Consider the following 20,132-nt stretch of genomic DNA (forward strand, 5'->3'; position numbering starts at 1 on the left):
CCATACGGCTATCCGCCGCACATCAGAAAACAGGAGATCGTCGTGAAAGCAGGGATTTGGAACGGGGAGGCCTTGCGGCTCTGGTCTTTGGACACACAAGACACCGCGCCGCAGGACGCCCCCTGTCAGGCGGGGTTGGATGCCGCTCTTGAGACACATGCCCCCATGATCCTCGCGGGTACGTCCGCCGCGCCGCGCGGGCTTCCTTGCAAACCTCTGCCCGACGCCTTACAGGGCAGCCCCGCACATATTCCGCCGCTGTCACAGGACACTCCTCTGACCGTGACGAATGGTGAAGAAGTGGCCATCGCGGGGTTCATCGCGCTGCATCCCAAGTTTGACGGCATCCTCTGTTTGCCGACGGATGCAAGCACGCTTTGGGTTCATGTGAGCGCCGAAGAGGTGGTCTCCATGCGGCGTGTCCTGACGGGGGCCTTGGTGTCTGCCCTCTTTTCCGAAGGGCTGTCACTAAAGGAGGTCGAGCCGTTCAAGGACGCGCTTTCCGACACCATGTCCCGCCCCGAAATGGCCGCCTTGAGACTTGGCAGCTTGCAGACCGAAACCGCGCAACATCGTCTCGACACACCGGAAGCCGCCTCCCGCGCCAGCGCCGCTTTGATCGGCGCGGAGCTTGCGGCGACGCGGGCTTATTGGCTGGGGCAACCCGTGGCACTGATCGGCACGGCCCACCTCCGTGCGCCCTACCGTGTTGCGCTGGAAAGCCAGTTCGTGCCACTCACAGAGGTCGAGGACGCAGCGATGTATCACGCCGGATTTGCCCAAGCCAAAGATCGGATCACCGCATGAAACGCCTTTTCGGCAAGCTCGAAGACGGGCGCAACGTCGAAGCGATCACGCTACACGCGGGCGATCTCTCCGCGACGATCCTGACCTATGGCGCCATTCTCAATGATCTACGCCTGCGAGGGGTGCCTTACGGGCTGACCTTGGGCAGTCCCGAGATCAGGGCCTATGACCACGGGCCGATGAATTACTTCGGCGCATTGGTCGGACCCGTCGCCAATCGTATTGCCAAGGCCCGAACCGTGCTTGATGGCGAAACCCTGCATTTCGAACCGAACGAAGGCCCCACCCTGCTGCACAGCGGAGAGCACGGCCTGCACACAGAGCTCTGGCACACCGCTGCTTTGAGCGAGACCTCGGTGACACTCACGCTGGACTTACCCGACGGCAAGGGCGGCTTTCCCGGCAACCGGACCGTGACCGCGCAATATAGCGTGACGGATCACGAGGATGCGCCTGCGACACTCACCCTGGTGATCACCGCCACCACAGATGCGCCAACGCTGATGAATATCGCCAACCATTCCTATTGGAACCTCGACGGCACCCCCACCACGGACGGGGATTGGCTACAGGTTCATGCAGAGCACTACCTGCCGGTTGACGCACAGATGATCCCGACCGAAATCACGCCCGTGGCGGGAACCGGATTTGATCTGCGCGCGGGACATGTGCTGCGCCCCACGGATGCGCAGCGCTATGACCATAACTTCTGCCTGTCGCAAGAAGATCGAAAGATGAAACCCGCCGCCGTTTTGCGCGGCACAAGCGGGATCGAGATGCGGATGGAGACCACCGCGCCGGGGCTACAGGTCTTTGATGCGGCCCCCATTGGCAGCGGCGACATGCCAGGGCATCGCGGTGTGCCCGAGGTGGGGTTTTGTGGCGTGGCTCTGGAGGCGCAACACTGGCCGGATGCGCCGAACCATGCCACCTTCCCCTCTATCCGGCTGGGCGCGGAGGACACCTACCGGCAGGAAACGCGCTGGCAGTTTTTGACACCGTAACGCGCCCGAAGCCTCAGCCTTCGAGACCTGTTTCATACCATTTGCGGATGGCGGTCCGGCTCTCGTCATCGAGATACATATAGCTGCCCGCAGGCGGCATGGCGTGGGTCACACCGGCCTGAAGCCAGATCTCTTTGGCCAGCGTGGCCACCTCTTGCGTGGTTTCGAGCCGGATTCCCTTGGGCGGAGAGGCCATCCCCTCCCAGTAGGGTTCTTTGGCGTGGCACATGGAACAGTTGGTCACAACGATGTCATGCACATCCTCGAAACCTTCTGCGGCAGCGAATTTCTGGGCCATCGGGCCAAGTGCGGCCTCTTCGTCGCTGTCGTCCTGCATGTAGATGCCCGCAGTCGAAAGCCACATCACCGCCAGAAACAAAGCCACCGTCGCGCCCCATGTCCACCAGAGCAGGCCCTTGCGCGCGTGCATGGTGTTGAAGAAATGCCGGATCGTGACGCCCATCAGGAAGATCAGAGCCGCAATGATCCAGTTGTATTTCGACGCAAACGCCAGCGGGTAGTGGTTCGACAGCATCATGAACAACACCGGCAGCGTCAGGTAGTTGTTGTGGGTCGAGCGCTGCTTGGCGATCTTGCCGTATTTCGGGTCGGGCGTGCGTCCGGCCTTCAGGTCGGCCACCACGATCTTCTGGTTCGGAATGATGATAAAGAACACATTCGCGCTCATCACCGTGGCCGTAAACGCGCCCAGATGCAGAAAGGCCGCGCGACCGGAGAACACTTGGGTATAGCCCCACGCCATCGCCACGAGGATGACATAGAGCAGGATCATGAGCCGCGTATTGTCGTCTCCGAACTTCGACTTGCACAGCAGATCATAGAGAATCCAGCCGATAGACAGCGACACGATCGAGACAACCACCGCCACAGCGGGCGACATTTCCAGCACATTCGGGTCGATCAGATAAAGCTCCGCCCCGAGGTAATACACCACGGCCATAAGCGCAAAGCCCGACAGCCATGTCGCATAGCTTTCCCATTTGAACCAGATCAGGTCTTCGGGCATCCGCGACGGGGCGACGAGATATTTCTGGATGTTATAAAAACCGCCACCGTGAACCTGCCACTCCTCGCCATCGGCCCCCGTGTCGAGCTTGCGGTCCCGATGCAGGCCAAGATCAAGCGCGATGAAATAGAAAGACGAGCCGATCCACGAGATCGCCGTGATGACATGGAGCCAACGCAGGGCGAACTCGGCCCATTCCCAGAAAATCGGTAGCAAACTCATTTTAGCTCCCCCGGTAAGTCGAATAGCTGAAAGGTGATAGCAAAAGCGGCACATGATAGTGGCTGTCGGCGTCACTGATCCCGAAGCGGAGCGGGATCAGGTCCAGAAACAGGGGCGCATCCCCCGCCTGTCCGGTCCTGCGCAGGTAGTCCCCCGCGTGAAAGACCAGTTCATAAGTGCCGGTTTCAAACTGCTCCGCCGGAAGGATCGGTGCATCGGTCCGGCCGTCTTCATTTGTCACCGCACGCGCGATTTTCTCGCGGCTGTCGCCTGTCACGCGATAAAGCACAATCTCGACACCCGCGGCGGGAAGCCCCTTGGCCGTGTCGAGAACATGGGTGGTCAAAAAACCGGAAGTCATGGAATAGCTGCCCAAATTGTTAGCGTTTCCCCTCAAGACTGTCGGAAAGCGCGGGCAGCGGCAACAATCATTCTCGTCAGATTGGATACAAAAGAGTATTCGATGTTCTGCTAGCCTAGCATTTAGTCAAAAAACACGAAGGCCAAAGGAAATGCCAAAAAATCCGCCGCGTTATGTTCGAAACATGTCTGGTTATGGTGCCAATGCCCCCGATCCCCAGTGGCCGGGCGGTGCAAAGGTCGCTGTGCAATTCGTGCTCAACTACGAGGAAGGCGGAGAGAACTGCATTCTCCACGGCGACGCGGCCTCAGAGGCGTTTCTGTCCGACATCGCCGGTGCCGCCATGTGGCAGGGCCAGCGTCACTGGAACATGGAATCGATCTATGAATATGGGGCGCGGGCCGGTTTCTGGCGGCTTCACCGTCTCTTCACCGGCGCGGATATTCCCGTGACAATCTATGGCGTCGCAACCGCCCTCTCGCGCAGCCCCGAACAGGTGGCCGCGATGCAGGATGCCGGCTGGGAGATCGCGTCGCACGGGTTCAAATGGGTCGAACACAAAGACATGCCCGAAGACGAGGAACGCGCCGCCATTCAGGACGCCATCCGTCTCCATGAGGAAGTCACAGGCGAACGGCCCTATGGCTGGTATACGGGGCGTTGCTCGGAAAACACCGTGCGTCTGGTCGCTGAAGAAGGCGGGTTCGACTATATTTCCGACACCTATGACGACGACCTGCCCTATTGGCTCGAAGTCGGCGAACGCGACCAGCTCATCATCCCCTATACGCTCGAAGCCAATGACATGCGCTTTGCCACCTCTCCGGGCTACATCACGGGCGAGCAATTCTTCACCTACCTCAAAGACGCCTTCGATGTGCTTTATGCCGAAGGGACCGAAAGCACGCCGAAGATGATGAACATCGGGCTGCACTGTCGTCTGATCGGGCGTCCGGGAAAGCTTGCGGGCCTCAAGAAATTCATCGACTACATCAAAACCTTCGATGATGTCTGGACGCCGCGCCGGATCGACATTGCGAAACACTGGGCCAAGACCCACCCCCATAGCCGCAAAGAAAAACCCTCGCAGCTTGCGAAAGAGGAATATGTCGCGCGGTTTGGTGGCATCTTCGAACACAGCCCTTGGATCGCGGAGCGTGCTTGGGGGCTGGAACTGGGACCGGCACATGACAGCTGGATCGGGACTCACTCGGCGCTGTGCCGCGCCTTCCGCTCGTCCTCTGAGGCGGAGAAAACCGGCGTGCTCACCGCGCACCCCGATCTCGCCGGAAAGCTCGCGCAAGCCAAACGTCTGACAGCGGAAAGCACATCGGAGCAAGCCTCCGCAGGGCTTGATGCGCTGACCGACGACGAGCGGGCGACTTTCGAGAAATTGAACACCGAATACACCGAAAAATTCGGCTTTCCCTTTATCATCGCCGTAAAAGACAATACAAAAGCATCAATCCTCGCGGCTTTCCACGCCCGACTGGAACATTCCAGAGACGAAGAATTCAAAACGGCCTGTCGTCAGGTCGAACGAATCGCGTGGCACCGTTTGAAGGACATGAACTTCTGAATCGAGATTTCAATGAGCTACGAATACTCCTATTGCGCGCCGACAGGCGGCCTGCCCGATCAAAACAATCACGCCCGTGAACGCGCTGTGTTCACCAACTCTTATGCGGTGATCCCGCATGGGGTGATGTCGGACATCGTTGTGAGCTACCTGCCCGGCTGGGACAAGACCCGCGCATGGACCCTTGCCCGTCCGCTAACAGGTTTTGCCGAAACCTTTGCGCAACTGATTGTCGAGGTCTCTCCCGGCGGCGGCTCTTCAGACCCCGAACCGGACCCGATGGCCGAATGCGTCCTGTTCATCCTTGCCGGTCATGTCCGCGTGACCATCGGGGCGCGAGCCTATGAGCTGGACCCCGGCGGCTATGTCTTTGTTGCTCCCGGTGACAAATACACCGTGCAAAACGACAATGACACGCCCGCGACATTTGTGTGGATTCGCAAACGCTACGAACCGGTGCCGGGTATCGACATGCCCGAAAGTTTCGTCACCGCCGACATGGAAAAACCACCGATCGAGATGCCCAACACGTCGGGCTACTGGTCCACATCGCGTTTCGTCGACCCTCATGACCTGCGCTATGATTTCCACGTCAATATCGTGACCTTCCTGCCGGGCGGCACCATTCCCTTTGCCGAAACCCATGTGATGGAACACGGTCTTTATGTGCTTCAGGGCCGTGGCGTTTACCTGCTCAATCAGGACTGGGTCGAGGTCTCCGAAGGCGATTTCCTCTGGCTGCGCGCCTTCTGCCCGCAAGCCTGTTACGCCGCAGGTCGCCAGCCCTTCCGCTATCTGCTCTACAAAGACGTAAACCGTCACGCCAAACTGGAACTGGGATGAGCCGCACCATCACCACAGAACCTCTGACGCCGGACGCCTTTGCCCCATATGGCGATGTGCTCGACGCCAGAGGCGCACCGGACAAGATCATCAATCAGGGCAAATGTGGCCGCTATCACGACCGCGCCTTGGTGGACGTCAGCCCCGAGACCGGCGGGCGCGTCGGCCTGTCGATCTTCAAGGCGGAGCTGCGGGACTTCCCCTACACGCTCGATCTCATCGAACGCCATCCCGAAGGCTCGCAGGCCTTTGTGCCCATGTCCGCGGACCCGTTCCTTGTGATCGTCTCGGACGGACCCGACGCCACGCCCCGCGCCTTTGTCACCAACGGGGCTCAGGCGATCAATTTTCACAAGGGCACATGGCACGGGGTTTTGACCCCGATTGCGGGCAATGGTCTTTTTGCCGTCATGGACCGGATCGGCGACACGGCCAATCTCGAAGAGCATTGGTTCGACACGCCGTGGACTGTCACAAAAGGCTGAAACACACAGAGATCACGGCATTGAGCGCAATCTGCAAATTTCGCTCAATTTCCCTCTTGACCCTCTGCGCCGGGCAGTCTACCTACGCGGCACTTCGGCGGAGTAGCTCAGTTGGTTAGAGCAGCGGAATCATAATCCGCGTGTCGGGGGTTCAAGTCCCTCCTCCGCTACCATATCCCCTCACATCGCAAAGCAGACCAGATTCGCTCTTGAGCGTGCACCCGCATTTCTTGCGCCCCTTTCATGGATGCGTTCCAAAAGCCGCACTCACCTGAAGACCCAAACGGGCCAGAACACGCATACGGGTTTCCGTTTCACGCCAGAGCAGGTAACATCTCCCTATGTCGACACCCGCGCCTCTCTCTTGTGACCTTGACCGGATGATCGCCTGTCCGGCCTGTGATGCCTTGCTTGCGGATATATCCGTGGAGACGGGCGAAACCGCATCCTGCCCCCGCTGCCATACGGTGATCGAGGCCCCGCGCCCGCTGGCCATGACACGGATCATCATGTTGGCACTGGCCGCTCTGATCCTGATGATTGCAGCGGTGTTTTTCCCCTTTCTCGAACTCGGCGCGGCAGGCATGGTGCGACGGAGTTCCTTGCTGGACACGGTGATGGCCTTTGCCACCGGATTAACCGCACCGCTGACCATCGCCATGGCGGCGCTGATCGTGATTCTGCCCGTCAGCCGGTTTCTGGCGCTTCTTTATGTGTTGGGGCCTATGGCCTTTGGCTGGCATCCGGCGCGCCATGCGGCAAAGGTCTTTCGGCTGGCCGAAGCCCTGCGTCCATGGGCTATGGCGGAGGTCTTCATCGTGGGGGTGGCTGTTGCGCTGGTCAAAGTGGCCGGTCTGGCCCATGTCTCGCTCGGCCCAGCTTTCTGGGCCTTCGTCGCCTTGGTCGTTGTGACCGTATTGAAAGACAATTTCATGAGTAGAGTGACCGTTTGGAAAACACTGGAAGCCCGCCGCACATCCTGACCGCGCGTGACGCGGGTCTGATCGGCTGCACCCAATGTGGCAAGGTGCATCTGCCCACCACAGCCACCTGCTCGCGCTGCGGAGCCACGCTACAGATGCGCGACAAGGCCAGTCTGCAAAAGGTCTGGGCATGGCTGATCGCCGGAATCATCGTCTATATCCCCGCCAATCTCTATCCGATGCTCGCCACGGCCAGCCTTGGGCATACCACAGAGAACACCATTGTCGGCGGGGTGATCGAGTTGATGCATCACGGGTCTTACGGTGTGGCCGGAATTGTCTTTGTCGCCTCCATCGTGATACCGGTCGCCAAATTCATCGCCATCGCCTTTCTCGCCCTCACCGTCACCCGCCGCGTGCGCATGTCGGCGCACCATCGTCATACCCTGTTTGAAGTGGTGGAATTCATTGGACGCTGGTCGATGATTGATGTCTTTGTTGTCGCGATCCTGTCCTCTCTGGTAAGACTGGATTTCGCCGCCACAATCACTCCGGGGATTGCGGCCATAAGTTTTGCGCTTTCCGTGGCGTTTACCATGATAGCGGCGCTGAGTTTCGATGAACGCCTGATCTGGGATGCGAGTGAAGATGAGCCAAGAGAATAACCCCACCCCTCCGGTCCAGCCCGCAGACATGGTGATCGCACCGGCAAAGCGGAGCTTCTGGCGCAACCTGTCCTATGTCTGGCTCGTGCCTCTGGCCGCGCTTGTGGTCACCCTGTTCATCGCGTGGCAAAGCTGGGCGGAACGCGGTCAGCGCATCGAAATCCTCTTCGAGAACGCGGCGGGTGTGACGGCGGATGAAACCACCCTGCGCTACCGCGACGTGAATATCGGTGTGGTGGAAGACATCACCTTCGCGCCGGATCTCTCTTCGGTCGTGGTCACCGCGCGGATTGATCGCACTGTCGCGGCCTCGCTCCCGGCAGATGCAAAGTTCTGGATCGTCCGCCCTGAAGTCTCCGCAAGCCGGATCAGCGGGCTTTCGACCGTGCTGTCAGGGGCCTATATTCAAGCGGCCTTCACCCCCTCGACAGAGAACCGCGCCACGACATTTACCGGATTGGAGGAAACCCCTCTTATTTTGCCGGGGATGGAAGGCACCAAAGTCACGCTGCGCACGGAAGCGGGCACACAGCTTGTCCCCGGTGCACCGATCTTCCACCAAGGCATCGAGGTCGGCAAAATCGAGACCCCGCGTTTGCAGGACAGTGGCGAGGGCGTCATGGTTGATGCCTTCATCAACGCGCCCTACGACCAACGCCTGACCAGCGCGACGCGTTTCTGGCAGGTCTCCGGCTTTTCGGTGAACTTCGGCCCCGGCGGGCTGAACCTCTCGGTCGGCTCCATCGCCAGCCTCGTGCGCGGCGGCATTGCCTTTGACACGGTGTTTTCCGGCGGCGAACCGGTCCGCACCGGACAGATTTTCGACCTTTACGATGGCGAGGACACCGCGCGGGCCAGCGTCTTCCGCGAGAGCATCGAGAATGCGGTCGATCTGACCGTGGAATTCGACGAATCCGTGAGCGGTCTGAGCGCGGGATCCTCGGTGGTTTATAAGGGCGTCAAGATCGGCTCGGTCTCCTTCCTCGGGGCTTTCATCGAAGAGAAAGACGGAGAGCAGGAGGTTGTCTTGCGCGCCGTGATCTCTATCGATCCGCAAAGGCTCGGCCTCGCCGCCGATGCCCCCGCCGCAGAGGTGATCGCCTTTTTCTCCAACGCCGTGCAAAACGGATTGCGGGCGCGTCTCGGCACACAGAGCATGTTCAGCCGGTCGCTCATCGTCGAACTGGTCGAATTGCCCGACGCCGCCCCCGCCACGCTTGGCATTTTCGCGGAAACCGCACCGCTTCTGCCCTCCGTCCCCTCGGACCTGCCGGATGTGGGCGCGACGGCGCAAGGGTTGCTGCAACGGGTCAATGACCTTCCTGTCGAGGAGCTTCTGGACCAGACCATCGCCACGCTGGCCGCCGTCGAAAGCCTTGCGGGGGATGAAAACCTGCGTGCGGCACCGGATGCCTTTGTCGGGCTCATCGACGATGCACGCGGTCTCATCGGCAGTCCGGAGACCCAAGCCCTACCTGCAGAGTTGAATACCGCCGTCTCGGAACTGCGCGCCGTGTCCGAACAGTTGCGGCAGGCTGATGCGGTGAACCGGCTCGTGGCCGCCCTTGATGCCGCCGAAATCGCAGCCACCTCGGTGACGGATGTCGCGGCCAATATCGATGAGGCCACGCAGACCCTGCCCGCTCTGATTGAGGACTTGCAGGCCCTGACCGCAAAAGCCAATGCGCTTGAAGTCGAACAATTCCTCGCGGCGGCGCAGGCCTTTCTCGAAGGTGCAGACCGGCTGATCGACACACCGGACACCCGCGCCCTGCCCGCCAGCCTGACCGGCGCGCTGGACGAAGCACGCTCCGCGCTCTCCGAATTGCGTGAAGGCGGGTTGATCGAGAACACCAACGCCACGCTCGCCTCGGCGCGTGATGCCTCTGCGGCGGTGGAACAGGCGACAGCAAACCTGCCGGACCTCTCTGCCCGTATCGAAGCTCTGGTGGCCGAGGCTGAAAAAACGCTGTCCGAATATGGTGCGCAATCCAGCTTCAACCGCGAAACGCTTTCCTCGCTGCGCGAAGTCCGTGCCGCCGCCGAAGCGCTCAGCAAACTGGCCCGCGCCATCGAGCGCAACCCCAATTCCCTCTTGTTTGGACGGTGATCAATATGGTTCGTTTTCTCCCCCTCGCCCTTCTGGCGCTCACCGCATGCGGCAGCACGGAACCGCGCTACCTGATTGACAGCGCTCCTGCCGAGACCTCGGCCCAAGTCCGGATGCAGGTGGCGACGCTGGAAGTCCGCGATGTGTCCCTTCCGGCCTATGCCGAAGACTCGCAAATCCTGATCGAAGGGGCCGACGGGGCGTTGACGCCCTTAGACAATGCGCTCTGGGCCGACGAGCCGACCCGCGCCGTGACCATGCGCCTTGCCGAAGCCATCGGACGCGGCGGCACTGCCACGGTGGCGGTGGAGCCTTGGCCTCTTGAAACTCCGGCGCAAGCTGAGATACATGTGCTGGTGTCAGAGATGGTTGCACGCGCCTCCGGTCAGTTCGACCTGAAAGGCCAGTTCGCAATTTCGTCATATGACCATGTTATCCGTGAACGCATAAAGCGTTTCGAAATCTCGGTGCCCCTGAACGAAGCCACCCCTCGCGGGATCGCTCAAACTTCGGGGCTGGCGCTGCAAAAACTGGCAGAGCAGATCACCCGAGAACTGGCACGGTGAGTCGCGACTGATTCATTCCTGTCAAGCGCCAACTACATATTGACAGAGCGCCCCCAAAAACATCTATATGATGTTGCTTCGGTTCTATCGGCGCGAGTCGATAGCCCATAGGGCAGACCGGAAAATTCCGGCACTTCCCTTGCAACTGCAAGCGGTTAACACGGCTCACAGCGCCACGGGGAACACCTCGGGAAGGCCGGACAAGCCATATCCGCGCAGTCAGGTGACCGGCCGCAGCGGACAAAAACACGAACGGAGGGTTCGGAGGTGCGGGAGATGCCGTTTCCCTCCGCGACACGACAAGAGGACGAAAGAGCAATGACCACGCAGAACACCACCGACACCATCATCGTCTATTCCAAACCGGCCTGCGTGCAATGCACTGCGACCACCCGCGCGCTCGACGCGAAGGGCCTCTCCTACGACGTTATCGACCTGACACAGGACGACGATGCAATGAGCCGAGTGGCCGGTCTTGGCTACCGTCAGGCCCCTGTTGTCGTGGCAGGAGACGATCACTGGTCCGGTTTCCGTCCCGACATGATCGCGCGTCTGGTCTGATGCCTGCCCCGGTGCCCGGGGGGCTGTCACCAGATTGCATCCCGGATATCGTCTATTACTCGTCCTCATCGGAGAACACCGTGCGTTTTATCGACAGGCTGGGCCTGCCGGCAAAGCGCATTCCTATTTCTCCGAAGGATGAAAATCCGGTGATCGACCGACCCTTTGTCCTGATCTGCCCGACATATGCCGATGGCGAAGGGCGCGGGGCGGTTCCCAAACAGGTTATTCGCCTGTTGAACGATCCCGCCAACCGCGCCTTGATCACAGGCGTTATTGGCACCGGAAACAGAAATTTTGGCACTTTGTTTGCCTCGTCGGGCGATGTGATCGCCCGCAAATGCAATGTCCCGCTGCTCTACAAATTCGAGCTGGCGGGATTCGACGATGACATTGCCCGGGTCCGCTCGGGGTTGGAAAAAATGGGCCGGAAATTAGGGCTCACAGAAACGGGGAATGCGCCATGCTCGACGATGGGTTGAACGGCACAACAGACTACCACGCGCTCAACGCCATGCTGAATCTCTATGACGAGAAGGGGCATATTCGTTTTGAGGCTGACCGCATGGCCGCGCGTCAGTATTTCTTGCAGCATGTGAACCAGAACACCGTGTTCTTTCACTCGCTGGACGAGAAACTCGGCTATCTGGTCGAAGAAGGCTATTACGAAGCCGCCGTTCTGGACCAGTATTCCAAGAACTTCATGCGCAAGATCTGGGACGAGGCCTATGCGAAGAAATTCCGCTTTCCGACCTTTCTGGGCGCTTTCAAATATTACACCTCCTACACGCTGAAGACCCGCGACGGTCAGCGCTATCTCGAACGCTATGAGGACCGTGTGGTGATGACCGCGCTGGCTCTGGCGCGTGGGGATGAAGACCTTGCCATGTCCTTTATGGAAGAAATCCTGTCGGGCCGGTTCCAACCCGCCACGCCGACCTTCCTCAACGCAGGCAAGAAATCCCGTGGCGAGTTGATCTCCTGCTTCCTGCTGCGTCTCGAAGACAACATGGAAAGCATTGGTCGCGGCATCAACTCCGCGCTGCAACTGTCCAAACGTGGCGGCGGCGTTGCGCTTCTGCTGACCAACATCCGCGAACATGGTGCACCGATCAAAGGGATCGAGAACCAGTCCTCCGGCGTCATTCCGGTGATGAAACTTCTGGAAGACAGCTTTTCCTACGCCAACCAGCTTGGCGCACGCCAAGGGGCCGGCGCGGTCTATCTGCATGCACACCACCCCGACATCATGCGTTTCCTCGACACCAAACGCGAAAACGCCGACGAGAAAATCCGCATCAAGACGCTCTCTCTGGGCGTGGTGATCCCTGACATCACCTTTGAACTCGCCAAGAAAAACGCCGATATGTATCTCTTCTCTCCGCATGACGTGGAAAAGGTCTATGGCGTTCCCTTCTCGGAAATCTCGGTCACCGAGAAATACGAGGAGATGGTGGACGACAAACGCATCCGCAAAACAAAGATCAACGCCCGCGAGTTCTTCCAGACCATTGCGGAAATCCAGTTCGAGTCCGGCTATCCCTATGTGATGTTCGAAGACACTGTGAACCGGATGAACCCGATTGCGGGCCGGATCAACATGTCGAACCTCTGCTCCGAGATTTTGCAGGTCAACGAAGCCTCCGAATTCAACGACGATCTGAGCTATTCCCATCTGGGCACGGATATTTCCTGCAACCTCGGTTCGCTCAACATCGCGAAAACCATGGACGGCAAGAACCTCGGCCAGACCGTCGGCACCGCCGTGCGCGCGCTGACCGCTGTGTCGGAAATGTCCGCGATTGATAGCGTGCCTTCGATCCGTCGCGGCAATGACGAAAGCCATGCCATCGGTCTGGGCCAGATGAACCTGCACGGGTTCCTTGCCCGCGAACGCATCCATTACGGCAGCCCCGAAGGGATCGAGTTCACCTCCGTCTATTTTGCCGCCGTGGCCTATCATGCGATCCGCGAGAGCAACGCTCTGGCACGTGAATATGGCGAGACCTTCAAAGGGTTCGAAGACTCCGATTACGCCAACGGAAGCTTCTTCGACAAATACACCGACCGCGACTGGCTCCCTGAAAACGAGGCTGTCAAAGCGCTGTTTGATGGGATGGACCTGCCGACCCGCGAAGACTGGGCCAAGCTCAAGGACGCGGTGATGAAAGACGGGCTGTATAATCGCAACCTGCAAGCCGTGCCGCCGACCGGTTCGATCTCCTACATCAACAACTCCACCTCTTCGATCCATCCGATCGTCTCGAAAGTCGAGATCCGCAAAGAAGGCAAGATCGGGCGCGTCTACTATCCGGCGGCCTATATGGACAACGACAATCTCGAATACTATCGCGATGCCTACGAGATAGGGCCGGAGAAACTGATCGACACCTATGCGGCGGCCACCGAGCACGTCGATCAGGGCCTGTCGCTCACATTGTTCTTCCCCGCAGAAGCCACCACGCGCGACATCAATAAAGCCCAGATCTACGCGTGGAAAAAAGGCATCAAAACCATCTATTATATCCGCCTGCGTCAGGCTGCCCTTGAGGGCACCGAGGTGCAAGGCTGCGTGTCCTGCACGTTGTAAGATAAGTGAGCTGCTTGCTTCGGTGAGCAGCTCGCAACCAAAAATGTGAAATCGCAATGAAAAAGGTGTCCGAGCGCCAACTCAAACACCTTCTTCTTTCGATCCCGTTCTAATCAGACAAGGCGGGGCCTATCGAATCAGAGAGGGATGAAGTTCACATCTCATAACTACTTCTCTGTGGTTGAGTAGGCAATCCTTTTAGGAGCGCGTCTGAATAACCATTTCGAGGAGCTGGGCATGACAAAACGTCATTCTCCCCCGCCTCCCGGTAAACGGTATGTATATCGCCCATGGCGTATATGTCCGAAGACTGGGAAAAAGCTATATGCGAAGCATTATGGCTTTAAGGCATGGCCAATCTTAGTCTCTGACGACTAAAATCACTTTGAAAATATTACTGGCGGGAAACCGCCTGTAATTTTGCATTATTGGTGCGCGCATTTCTTCGCAGGCGAAAGGTGATCTTTGGCGTTCCTGCTGTTTGCTTTCCTTTCTGTATCCGATAGACTGTCAGTCTTCGTAGAATGTTTTTAAGGTAGTAAAAACATGCAAATAAAGACGGCGGACAAATGATGGGACAAAAAGTGAAGATACCCAAGGCCATCAACTGGAACCGTTTGGAAGATGACAAGGACCTTGAGGTCTGGAACCGTCTGACGGTGAACTTCTGGCTGCCGGAAAAAGTGCCGCTGTCCAATGACATCCAGAGCTGGGCCACGCTCAAGGATCACGAGAAACAGCTCACGATCCGCGTGTTTACCGGCCTGACGCTTCTGGACACGATCCAGAACACCGTTGGCGCGCCCTCCCTGATGCCCGACGCGGTGACGCCGCATGAAGAGGCGGTGTTGACCAACATCGCCTTTATGGAAGCCGTCCACGCGCGGTCCTATTCCTCGATCTTCTCGACCCTGTGTTCGACGAAAGAGGTGGACGAAGCGTTCCGCTGGTCCGAGGAAAACCCGCATTTGCAAGCCAAAGCCAAGGCCATTCTGGAGACCTACGCCCCCGGAAACGATCCGCTCAAGCGCAAGATCGCCTCGGTGTTTCTGGAAAGCTTCCTGTTCTATTCCGGCTTCTACCTGCCGATGTATTGGTCCTCGCGTGCGAAGCTGACCAACACGGCCGACCTTATCCGCCTCATCATTCGGGACGAAGCGGTGCACGGCTATTACATCGGTTACAAATTCCAGCGCGGTATGGAAAAGCTGCCCGAGAGCGAACAACAGGCGCTCAAGGACTATGCGTATAACCTCTTGCTGGAACTCTACGAGATCGAAAACCAGTATACCGAAGAGCTTTATGACGAGGTCGGCCTGACCGAGGATGTCAAAACCTTCCTGCATTACAACGCCAACAAAGCCTTGCAAAATCTGGGCTTTGAGGCGCTTTTCCCGCCGGAAGTGTCCAATGTGAACGCCGCCATTCTGGCCGCGCTCAGCCCCGACAGCGAAAACCACGACTTCTTTTCCGGTTCGGGCTCAAGCTATGTGATCGGCAAGGCAGTCGCGACCGAGGACGAAGACTGGGACTTCTGATCCCGCTTCAACACAACAAAAAGGGCAGGCATCAACAGCCTGCCCTTCTTTTATCTATACACCGAAACCTTAGCGAATCGCCAAACCCGCCTCGTCAAAGAGATGCGTGCGGCCCTCACCGAATTTCAGGCCGACCTTTTCGCCCGGCTGGTGCGGCGCGTCGCCGAGGTCGCGAATGGTCATCTGTCCGGCACCGTTTTCGGCATCGACGATGATATAGGCGTCAGCCCCCAGATACTCGACCACATCAACCACACCGTCGACATCCCCCTGACCGGCGGCTGTGATGGAAATATGTTCGGGCCGAATGCCCAGATCCTTGCCCTTGTCGCCCAGCCCCACGGCCTTGGCCGGAATGACATTCATTTTCGGACTGCCGATGAACTGCGCCACAAACAAGTTTCCGGGCCGTTCATAAAGCTCCTTTGGCGACCCGACCTGCGCGATCTTGCCGGCTTCCAGCACCACAATCCGGTCGGCCAAAGTCATGGCTTCCACCTGATCGTGTGTCACATAGATCATTGTCGATTTCAAAGAGCGGTGCAGTTTCGCCAGCTCATAGCGCATCTCCACGCGAAGCGCCGCGTCGAGGTTCGACAAGGGCTCGTCAAAGAGAAACGCCGTGGGATCGCGCACGATGGATCGCCCGATGGCAACACGCTGACGCTGGCCACCCGAGAGGTCTTTGGGGCGACGGTCCATATAGTCTTCGAGCTTGAGCACTCGCGCGGCCTCGTCGACCTTTTCCTTGATCACCTCTTTCGGTTCGCCTGCCGCCTTCAGGGCAAAGCCGACATTGTCGCGCACCGACATATGCGGATAGAGCGCGTAGCTCTGGAACACCATTGCGAGTCCCCGTTTCGAAGGCGGCTCTGCGGTGGCGTCGCGGTCCCCCACAAAAATCTTGCCGCGAGAGGTCTCTTCCAACCCCGCAATCATCCGCAGCAAGGTGGATTTCCCGCAGCCAGAAGGGCCGACGAAAATGATGAACTCACCTTCGTCAATCTTGAGGTCGACCCCCTTGATCACCTGGACTTCGCCGAACCATTTCTCGACGGCCTGTAGTTCAATGCTAGACATAGTTTACTCCTTCCCTGCCCGTTGCGCAGCGCGGCCCTGACCGCACCACGTCAGCCAGACGGCGGCCGTCCAGCCAAAAGATGCGCCGCCACATGGCGTGCCATCCATCGGATCGTAATATTCCCAAAATCCGCCCTTCTCGATGAGCTTTGCGGTCTCGTCCCGCAACCGTGCTTCAGCCTCTGTGCGGCCCATATCCTTGAGCCCCATAGCGATGAGCGAGTTGACCACCGGCCATGTCGGTCCGCGCCAATAGCGGCGGGGTTCGAACCTCTCGCTGTCGGGGTCCGCCGATGGGATGCCGTAAGAGACCTTATCCCAGATGCGGGCGAAATGCGCGTCCTGCGCCGGACGGGACACGCCCGCAAAATAGGCCAGAAACGCGCCGGACCCCAAGACATTCGCAAACCGGCCCGTGCGCATGTCATAGGCATCGAACCAGCCCTTTTCCGCGTTCCACATCTTGTCGAGACCGGCACGCAATTTGGACTCTTGCGCCTGCAAGCCTGCGGTCTCTTCTCCAAGCAACTCGCCTAGAGCGATGAGGTCGGAAAATGCCCGCAAAAGCACAAAGCTGATCCCCGGATCGGCCATCAGGAACGGTCCGTTTTCAACCATCTCCCGATCATCCCAGTTCACAGAGCGGCCAAAGGCAAGGATCGCGAGATAGCGGTCATAGTCCCATTTTTGCGGACGTTCCGTTTCCTGCACATGCGTGGTATCGCGCCGCAGATAGGGGTCATCCTCGTTGACCGGAACGCCCTCCATTCCGAGATCCCAATCGGGGCAGTTGTCCCGTCCGGACTCCCACGGGTGGATGATGGCCACAGGCCCGTCCTTGCACCGCTCCCTGATCCACCAGTCATGCCATGCAACCAGTTTGGGATAGAGCGCCTTGATATGGGGCAGGCTCGCCTCGGGGTCCATCTCATACATCTTGCGAATGAGCGTCGCGGCCACAGGCGGCTGCGAGATGCCGGAGGTCGGCGGCTCATGCGTCGCGCCCCAGACCTTCGGTCCCGGAAAGTAATCCGGATCCACCTTGTGAAAGATGATATGGGGCACCATGCCCGTGTCCCATTGCGAGGCAAAGAGCAGATGCACCTCCTGCCATGCGCGCTCCATATCAAAACTCGCATAGCCCCAAGCGGAGAACATGCTGTCCCAGTTCCACTGGTAGGGATAAAGCCGCGCCGTCGGGATCGTGTAGCCGCCACGGTCATTCCCCAAGAGGACATCACGCGCGGCTTGATCGAGCGGGTTTCCAGAAGTACTTTGAACTGTCATCTCAATGCTCACCCTTTGACGGAGCCTGCGGTCAGCCCCTTGGTCATGAATTTCTCCAATCCCAGAAACAGCGCCATGATCGGAACAGTCGCAATCACAGAACCGGCCATGAGGTGTTGTCTCGGAATTTCGGACGAGTTGAGGCTGGCAATCCCCCGCGTCAGGGTGAATTTCGACGGATCATCCAACAGCATGAAAGCCAGCAGGAATTCGTTCCACGCGATCATGAAGACATAGAGCGACACAGAGGCCAGCGCCGGAAGGCTCAGCGGCAAGGTGATTTTCCAGATCACCTGAAGCCGTGACAGCCCGTCCATCAGCCCCGCTTCTTCCACCTCCGCGGGCAGTCCGCGAAAGTAGCCCTGCAACATATACAAAGCCACAGGGATCGTCGTCACCGGATAGATCATCACAATCCCCGTGATGGAATTGCGCAGCCCCATCATGGAAAAGGCAATGTAGATCGGCAGCGCCAGCACGATCATCGGCACCATGTAGATCAACAGGATCGACCGCGAGAACGCCGCCTGACCACGAAACCGCAACCGCGCCACGGCATAGGCTCCGGGGATGGCAAAGAGGAGCGTGATGAACACGGTCAGCACCGAGATATAGAAAGAAGTCCACATATAGCTGCCGAAATTGAACTCCGTGATCAGCTCGACATAGGAGCGGAACAGCCCCCAGCCCTGCGAAAGATCAATCGAGAAATCCAAGGGGTTCTGCATCAACTGGGCCTGGTTCTTCAGGCTGGTCATCACCATCACGTAGAAGGGGATGACGACAATCGCGGTGAAGAAGATATAGCCGAACCCTTTGAGTGTGCGGATCACCGCATCTTCGAACTCATGACGAGTCAGTGCGCCCATGCTAAGTTCCTCGACAAACACCTTGAGCGGCCAGCCGATGCCGACACCAAGGAACAGAGCCGCCGCCACACGCGCGACAAGCGAGGCGTTTTGGGTCAGAACCGGCCCGATCCCGAGGCTCAGGGCAACGAAATAGACCACGGCCAGCACAACAGAGGCCGTCCGCGCCGTCCCACCCCAGACCAGCGCAAGCCCTGTGGGAATACCGAAAATCACCGACCAGATGAGCGAGGGCTTGAAAGCCTCGCCTGTGGCAAAACTCATGGCCACGGCCACCGTGACTGCGAGAACAAACGTCCAGAGCACGCCCAGAGCGGGCCCTGTCAGATATCCGAAACGGAGGTGTTTCATAGCCCCTCCTCCTTCGACATGAATTTGAAGAAGAACACGGAGAACAACAGCAGACAGGCGAAAATCACCACCGCCACCGCAGCCCCCGCACCGATGTTCGACACGGCAAAGGCCTGTTCATAGACATTCACCGTCAACACCCGCGTGCCCGCATTGCCGCCAGTCAAAAGGAAGATGTCGTCGAACTTGTTAAAGGTCCAGATGAAGCGCAGAAGGAACAACACCGACAGGATGCCCAAAAGCTGCGGCAGGCTGAGATACCAGAATTGCTGGAAGGGCGAGGCCCCGTCCATATCGGCGGCTTCATACATATCCGTCGGGATCGACTGCATCCGCGCAAGGATGAACAGAAAGGACAGCGGGAAATATCGCCAGATTTCAAACAGCGTCACCATGATCAGCGCCAAGGGCCGCTCACCAAAGAAATTGATCGCCCCGTCCGTCACACCCATCTGTATCAAAAGCGCATTGGCCGAGCCGGAGAACGGATCAAAGAGCAAAATCCACGCGAAAGCCACCGCGATCACCGGCGCGACATAGGGGAACAGGTAAAGCCCGCGCAAAATCCCCTGCCCCTTGAACGAATGGTTGAGCAACATCGAGGCGAAAAGCCCCATGATCATCGCACCCAAAGTGCCGAAGATCGTGTAAAACAAGGTCACGCCAAGGACGGACCAGAACTCGCCCCCGTCAAACACGGAAACAAAGTTCTTGAAGGTAAATTCCCCGTTCGTCAGCACGAAAGAGACTTTGCCATCAATCTGCACAGGGTCGTCGTCCACATCGCGTCCGGCGTCGAAATAGGCCTGTTCCGTGACCACAGGAATGTTCAGCGTCTCGCGATAGCCGCCCTCCCAATCGCCCAGATCACAGGACAGCCGCCCCTGAGCAATCTCGCATCTCGGATCCAGTTCCCCCGCCAGCGTCAGACCGTCGGGCCATGTGTCTTCCATCCGCACACCTGTGATCTCGGAAGACGGAGAGGAGTTGCGCAGACGGTATCTGAGAATAGCCTCATCCCCCGCTTCCGCCGGTCGTCCGCGCAAATCCTCGCGCACAACCATTTCCGGTGCCCGCAAGTCCGACAGGGAGACAGGCTTCACCGAGATCCAGAAGATCGCCAGAAGCGGCAGGATTACGACAAGTGAAACGGCGATAATAGTAGGGGTCAACAAGCCCCAAGCGAGTCGCGCCTCGCTGCGGGCCAGAGGCCCCGCTCCGCGCGGAGGTCCGATGTCCGACATGGAAAGCTCCCTGTCCGATG

19 protein-coding genes, 1 tRNA gene and 1 riboswitch are annotated in these 20,132 nt (G+C 58.7%); of the genes, 14 read left to right on the plus strand and 6 right to left on the minus strand.

The genetic code is table 11. The features are described from left to right. Window positions 1–42 precede the first annotated feature (42 nt). Together BM152_RS14235 and BM152_RS14240 are read left to right on the plus strand one after the other, a co-directional pair. On the plus strand, window positions 43–807 hold the full coding sequence (locus BM152_RS14235) for a 2-dehydro-3-deoxygalactonokinase (RefSeq protein WP_066602662.1): 765 nt from the start codon (window positions 43–45) through the stop codon (window positions 805–807). Beyond that, on the plus strand, window positions 804–1,811 hold the full coding sequence (locus tag BM152_RS14240; RefSeq protein ID WP_066602659.1) for an aldose epimerase family protein: 1,008 nt from the start codon (window positions 804–806) through the stop codon (window positions 1,809–1,811). Before BM152_RS14235 ends, BM152_RS14240 begins: the two co-directional genes overlap by 4 nt. A 13-nt stretch (window positions 1,812–1,824) precedes the next feature. Here the strand turns inward: BM152_RS14240 and BM152_RS14245 are convergent, their stop codons facing one another. Continuing rightward, on the minus strand, window positions 1,825–3,060 hold the full coding sequence (locus BM152_RS14245; RefSeq protein ID WP_066602656.1) for a urate hydroxylase PuuD: 1,236 nt from the start codon (window positions 3,058–3,060) through the stop codon (window positions 1,825–1,827). A 1-nt stretch (window position 3,061) separates the two neighbouring features. Beyond that, entirely contained in the window at window positions 3,062–3,421 is a 360-nt protein-coding gene (gene uraH / locus BM152_RS14250; RefSeq protein ID WP_066602654.1) for a hydroxyisourate hydrolase, read from the minus strand. A 151-nt stretch (window positions 3,422–3,572) separates the two neighbouring features. Between uraH and puuE the strand changes: the two genes are divergently transcribed. The 12 genes from puuE to nrdF all read left to right on the plus strand — a co-directional run bounded on the left by puuE (window position 3,573) and on the right by nrdF (window position 15,281). Further along, entirely contained in the window at window positions 3,573–5,000 is a 1,428-nt protein-coding gene (gene puuE / locus BM152_RS14255) for an allantoinase PuuE (RefSeq protein WP_066602652.1), read from the plus strand. 12 nt (window positions 5,001–5,012) lie between these two features. After that, window positions 5,013–5,843 (plus strand): bifunctional allantoicase/(S)-ureidoglycine aminohydrolase, encoded by an 831-nt coding sequence (locus BM152_RS14260; protein WP_066602649.1) that lies wholly within the window; start codon window positions 5,013–5,015, stop codon window positions 5,841–5,843. Next, complete coding sequence (locus BM152_RS14265) at window positions 5,840–6,328, plus strand: ureidoglycolate lyase (RefSeq protein WP_066602646.1); 489 nt, start codon at window positions 5,840–5,842, stop codon at window positions 6,326–6,328. The genes BM152_RS14260 and BM152_RS14265 overlap by 4 nt, the downstream gene beginning before the upstream one ends. 96 nt (window positions 6,329–6,424) lie before the next feature. Beyond that, a tRNA-Met gene (locus tag BM152_RS14270) sits at window positions 6,425–6,501 on the plus strand. 168 nt (window positions 6,502–6,669) lie between these two features. Then, window positions 6,670–7,311, plus strand: a complete 642-nt coding sequence (locus tag BM152_RS14275) for a paraquat-inducible protein A (RefSeq protein ID WP_066602638.1) — start codon at window positions 6,670–6,672, stop codon at window positions 7,309–7,311. Then, window positions 7,278–7,916 (plus strand): paraquat-inducible protein A, encoded by a 639-nt coding sequence (locus BM152_RS14280; RefSeq protein ID WP_066602637.1) that lies wholly within the window; start codon window positions 7,278–7,280, stop codon window positions 7,914–7,916. The genes BM152_RS14275 and BM152_RS14280 overlap by 34 nt, the downstream gene beginning before the upstream one ends. Continuing rightward, window positions 7,900–10,026 (plus strand): MlaD family protein, encoded by a 2,127-nt coding sequence (locus tag BM152_RS14285; RefSeq protein WP_111481396.1) that lies wholly within the window; start codon window positions 7,900–7,902, stop codon window positions 10,024–10,026. The genes BM152_RS14280 and BM152_RS14285 overlap by 17 nt, the downstream gene beginning before the upstream one ends. Before the next feature lie 5 nt (window positions 10,027–10,031). Next, a complete protein-coding gene (locus BM152_RS14290; RefSeq protein WP_066602633.1) occupies window positions 10,032–10,592 on the plus strand; it encodes a PqiC family protein in 561 nt (186 codons plus the stop codon). A 62-nt stretch (window positions 10,593–10,654) separates the two neighbouring features. Beyond that, window positions 10,655–10,842: riboswitch (cobalamin riboswitch) on the plus strand. Between the two features lie 68 nt (window positions 10,843–10,910). Continuing rightward, the gene (nrdH, locus tag BM152_RS14295; RefSeq protein WP_066602630.1) at window positions 10,911–11,153 is read left to right on the plus strand and encodes a glutaredoxin-like protein NrdH; all 243 of its coding nucleotides are present in this window, start codon (window positions 10,911–10,913) and stop codon (window positions 11,151–11,153) included. Further along, window positions 11,153–11,635 (plus strand): class Ib ribonucleoside-diphosphate reductase assembly flavoprotein NrdI, encoded by a 483-nt coding sequence (nrdI, locus tag BM152_RS14300; protein ID WP_066602629.1) that lies wholly within the window; start codon window positions 11,153–11,155, stop codon window positions 11,633–11,635. The genes nrdH and nrdI overlap by 1 nt, the downstream gene beginning before the upstream one ends. Beyond that, window positions 11,617–13,743 (plus strand): class 1b ribonucleoside-diphosphate reductase subunit alpha, encoded by a 2,127-nt coding sequence (gene nrdE / locus BM152_RS14305; protein WP_066602628.1) that lies wholly within the window; start codon window positions 11,617–11,619, stop codon window positions 13,741–13,743. Before nrdI ends, nrdE begins: the two co-directional genes overlap by 19 nt. A gap of 569 nt (window positions 13,744–14,312) precedes the next feature. Further along, window positions 14,313–15,281, plus strand: a complete 969-nt coding sequence (nrdF, locus tag BM152_RS14310) for a class 1b ribonucleoside-diphosphate reductase subunit beta (RefSeq protein ID WP_066602626.1) — start codon at window positions 14,313–14,315, stop codon at window positions 15,279–15,281. 69 nt (window positions 15,282–15,350) lie between these two features. Here nrdF and BM152_RS14315 read toward each other — a convergent pair whose 3' ends face one another. From BM152_RS14315 to BM152_RS14330, 4 genes are read right to left on the minus strand one after another with little or no spacing between them, the layout of a single operon-like run. Then, entirely contained in the window at window positions 15,351–16,361 is a 1,011-nt protein-coding gene (locus BM152_RS14315) for an ABC transporter ATP-binding protein (protein ID WP_066602620.1), read from the minus strand. A 3-nt stretch (window positions 16,362–16,364) separates the two neighbouring features. After that, on the minus strand, window positions 16,365–17,648 hold the full coding sequence (locus BM152_RS14320; RefSeq protein ID WP_066602618.1) for an MGH1-like glycoside hydrolase domain-containing protein: 1,284 nt from the start codon (window positions 17,646–17,648) through the stop codon (window positions 16,365–16,367). Between the two features lie 8 nt (window positions 17,649–17,656). Continuing rightward, entirely contained in the window at window positions 17,657–18,868 is a 1,212-nt protein-coding gene (locus BM152_RS14325) for a carbohydrate ABC transporter permease (protein ID WP_066602616.1), read from the minus strand. Continuing rightward, entirely contained in the window at window positions 18,865–20,112 is a 1,248-nt protein-coding gene (locus BM152_RS14330; protein ID WP_066602613.1) for a carbohydrate ABC transporter permease, read from the minus strand. The genes BM152_RS14325 and BM152_RS14330 overlap by 4 nt, the downstream gene beginning before the upstream one ends. Between the last annotated feature and the right edge of the window lie 20 nt (window positions 20,113–20,132).

This window comes from Celeribacter halophilus, from assembly GCF_900114135.1.
In the GTDB taxonomy this organism is placed as follows: domain Bacteria; phylum Pseudomonadota; class Alphaproteobacteria; order Rhodobacterales; family Rhodobacteraceae; genus Celeribacter; species Celeribacter halophilus.

What these genes read in the sequence shown, in the direction of transcription:
- BM152_RS14320 (WP_066602618.1), bottom strand. Translation starts at nt 17,648, where the DNA reads ATGACAGTTCAAAGTACTTCTGGAAACCCGCTCGATCAAGCCGCGCGT.
- BM152_RS14285 (WP_111481396.1), top strand. Translation starts at nt 7,900, where the DNA reads ATGAGCCAAGAGAATAACCCCACCCCTCCGGTCCAGCCCGCAGACATG.
- BM152_RS14325 (WP_066602616.1), bottom strand. Translation starts at nt 18,868, where the DNA reads ATGAAACACCTCCGTTTCGGATATCTGACAGGGCCCGCTCTGGGCGTG.
- BM152_RS14260 (WP_066602649.1), top strand. Translation starts at nt 5,013, where the DNA reads ATGAGCTACGAATACTCCTATTGCGCGCCGACAGGCGGCCTGCCCGAT.
- BM152_RS14265 (WP_066602646.1), top strand. Translation starts at nt 5,840, where the DNA reads ATGAGCCGCACCATCACCACAGAACCTCTGACGCCGGACGCCTTTGCC.
- nrdH (WP_066602630.1), top strand. Translation starts at nt 10,911, where the DNA reads ATGACCACGCAGAACACCACCGACACCATCATCGTCTATTCCAAACCG.
- nrdF (WP_066602626.1), top strand. Translation starts at nt 14,313, where the DNA reads ATGATGGGACAAAAAGTGAAGATACCCAAGGCCATCAACTGGAACCGT.
- BM152_RS14240 (WP_066602659.1), top strand. Translation starts at nt 804, where the DNA reads ATGAAACGCCTTTTCGGCAAGCTCGAAGACGGGCGCAACGTCGAAGCG.
- BM152_RS14330 (WP_066602613.1), bottom strand. Translation starts at nt 20,112, where the DNA reads ATGTCGGACATCGGACCTCCGCGCGGAGCGGGGCCTCTGGCCCGCAGC.
- nrdE (WP_066602628.1), top strand. Translation starts at nt 11,617, where the DNA reads ATGCTCGACGATGGGTTGAACGGCACAACAGACTACCACGCGCTCAAC.
- puuE (WP_066602652.1), top strand. Translation starts at nt 3,573, where the DNA reads ATGCCAAAAAATCCGCCGCGTTATGTTCGAAACATGTCTGGTTATGGT.
- BM152_RS14275 (WP_066602638.1), top strand. Translation starts at nt 6,670, where the DNA reads ATGTCGACACCCGCGCCTCTCTCTTGTGACCTTGACCGGATGATCGCC.
- BM152_RS14315 (WP_066602620.1), bottom strand. Translation starts at nt 16,361, where the DNA reads ATGTCTAGCATTGAACTACAGGCCGTCGAGAAATGGTTCGGCGAAGTC.
- nrdI (WP_066602629.1), top strand. Translation starts at nt 11,153, where the DNA reads ATGCCTGCCCCGGTGCCCGGGGGGCTGTCACCAGATTGCATCCCGGAT.
- BM152_RS14290 (WP_066602633.1), top strand. Translation starts at nt 10,032, where the DNA reads ATGGTTCGTTTTCTCCCCCTCGCCCTTCTGGCGCTCACCGCATGCGGC.
- BM152_RS14245 (WP_066602656.1), bottom strand. Translation starts at nt 3,060, where the DNA reads ATGAGTTTGCTACCGATTTTCTGGGAATGGGCCGAGTTCGCCCTGCGT.
- uraH (WP_066602654.1), bottom strand. Translation starts at nt 3,421, where the DNA reads ATGACTTCCGGTTTTTTGACCACCCATGTTCTCGACACGGCCAAGGGG.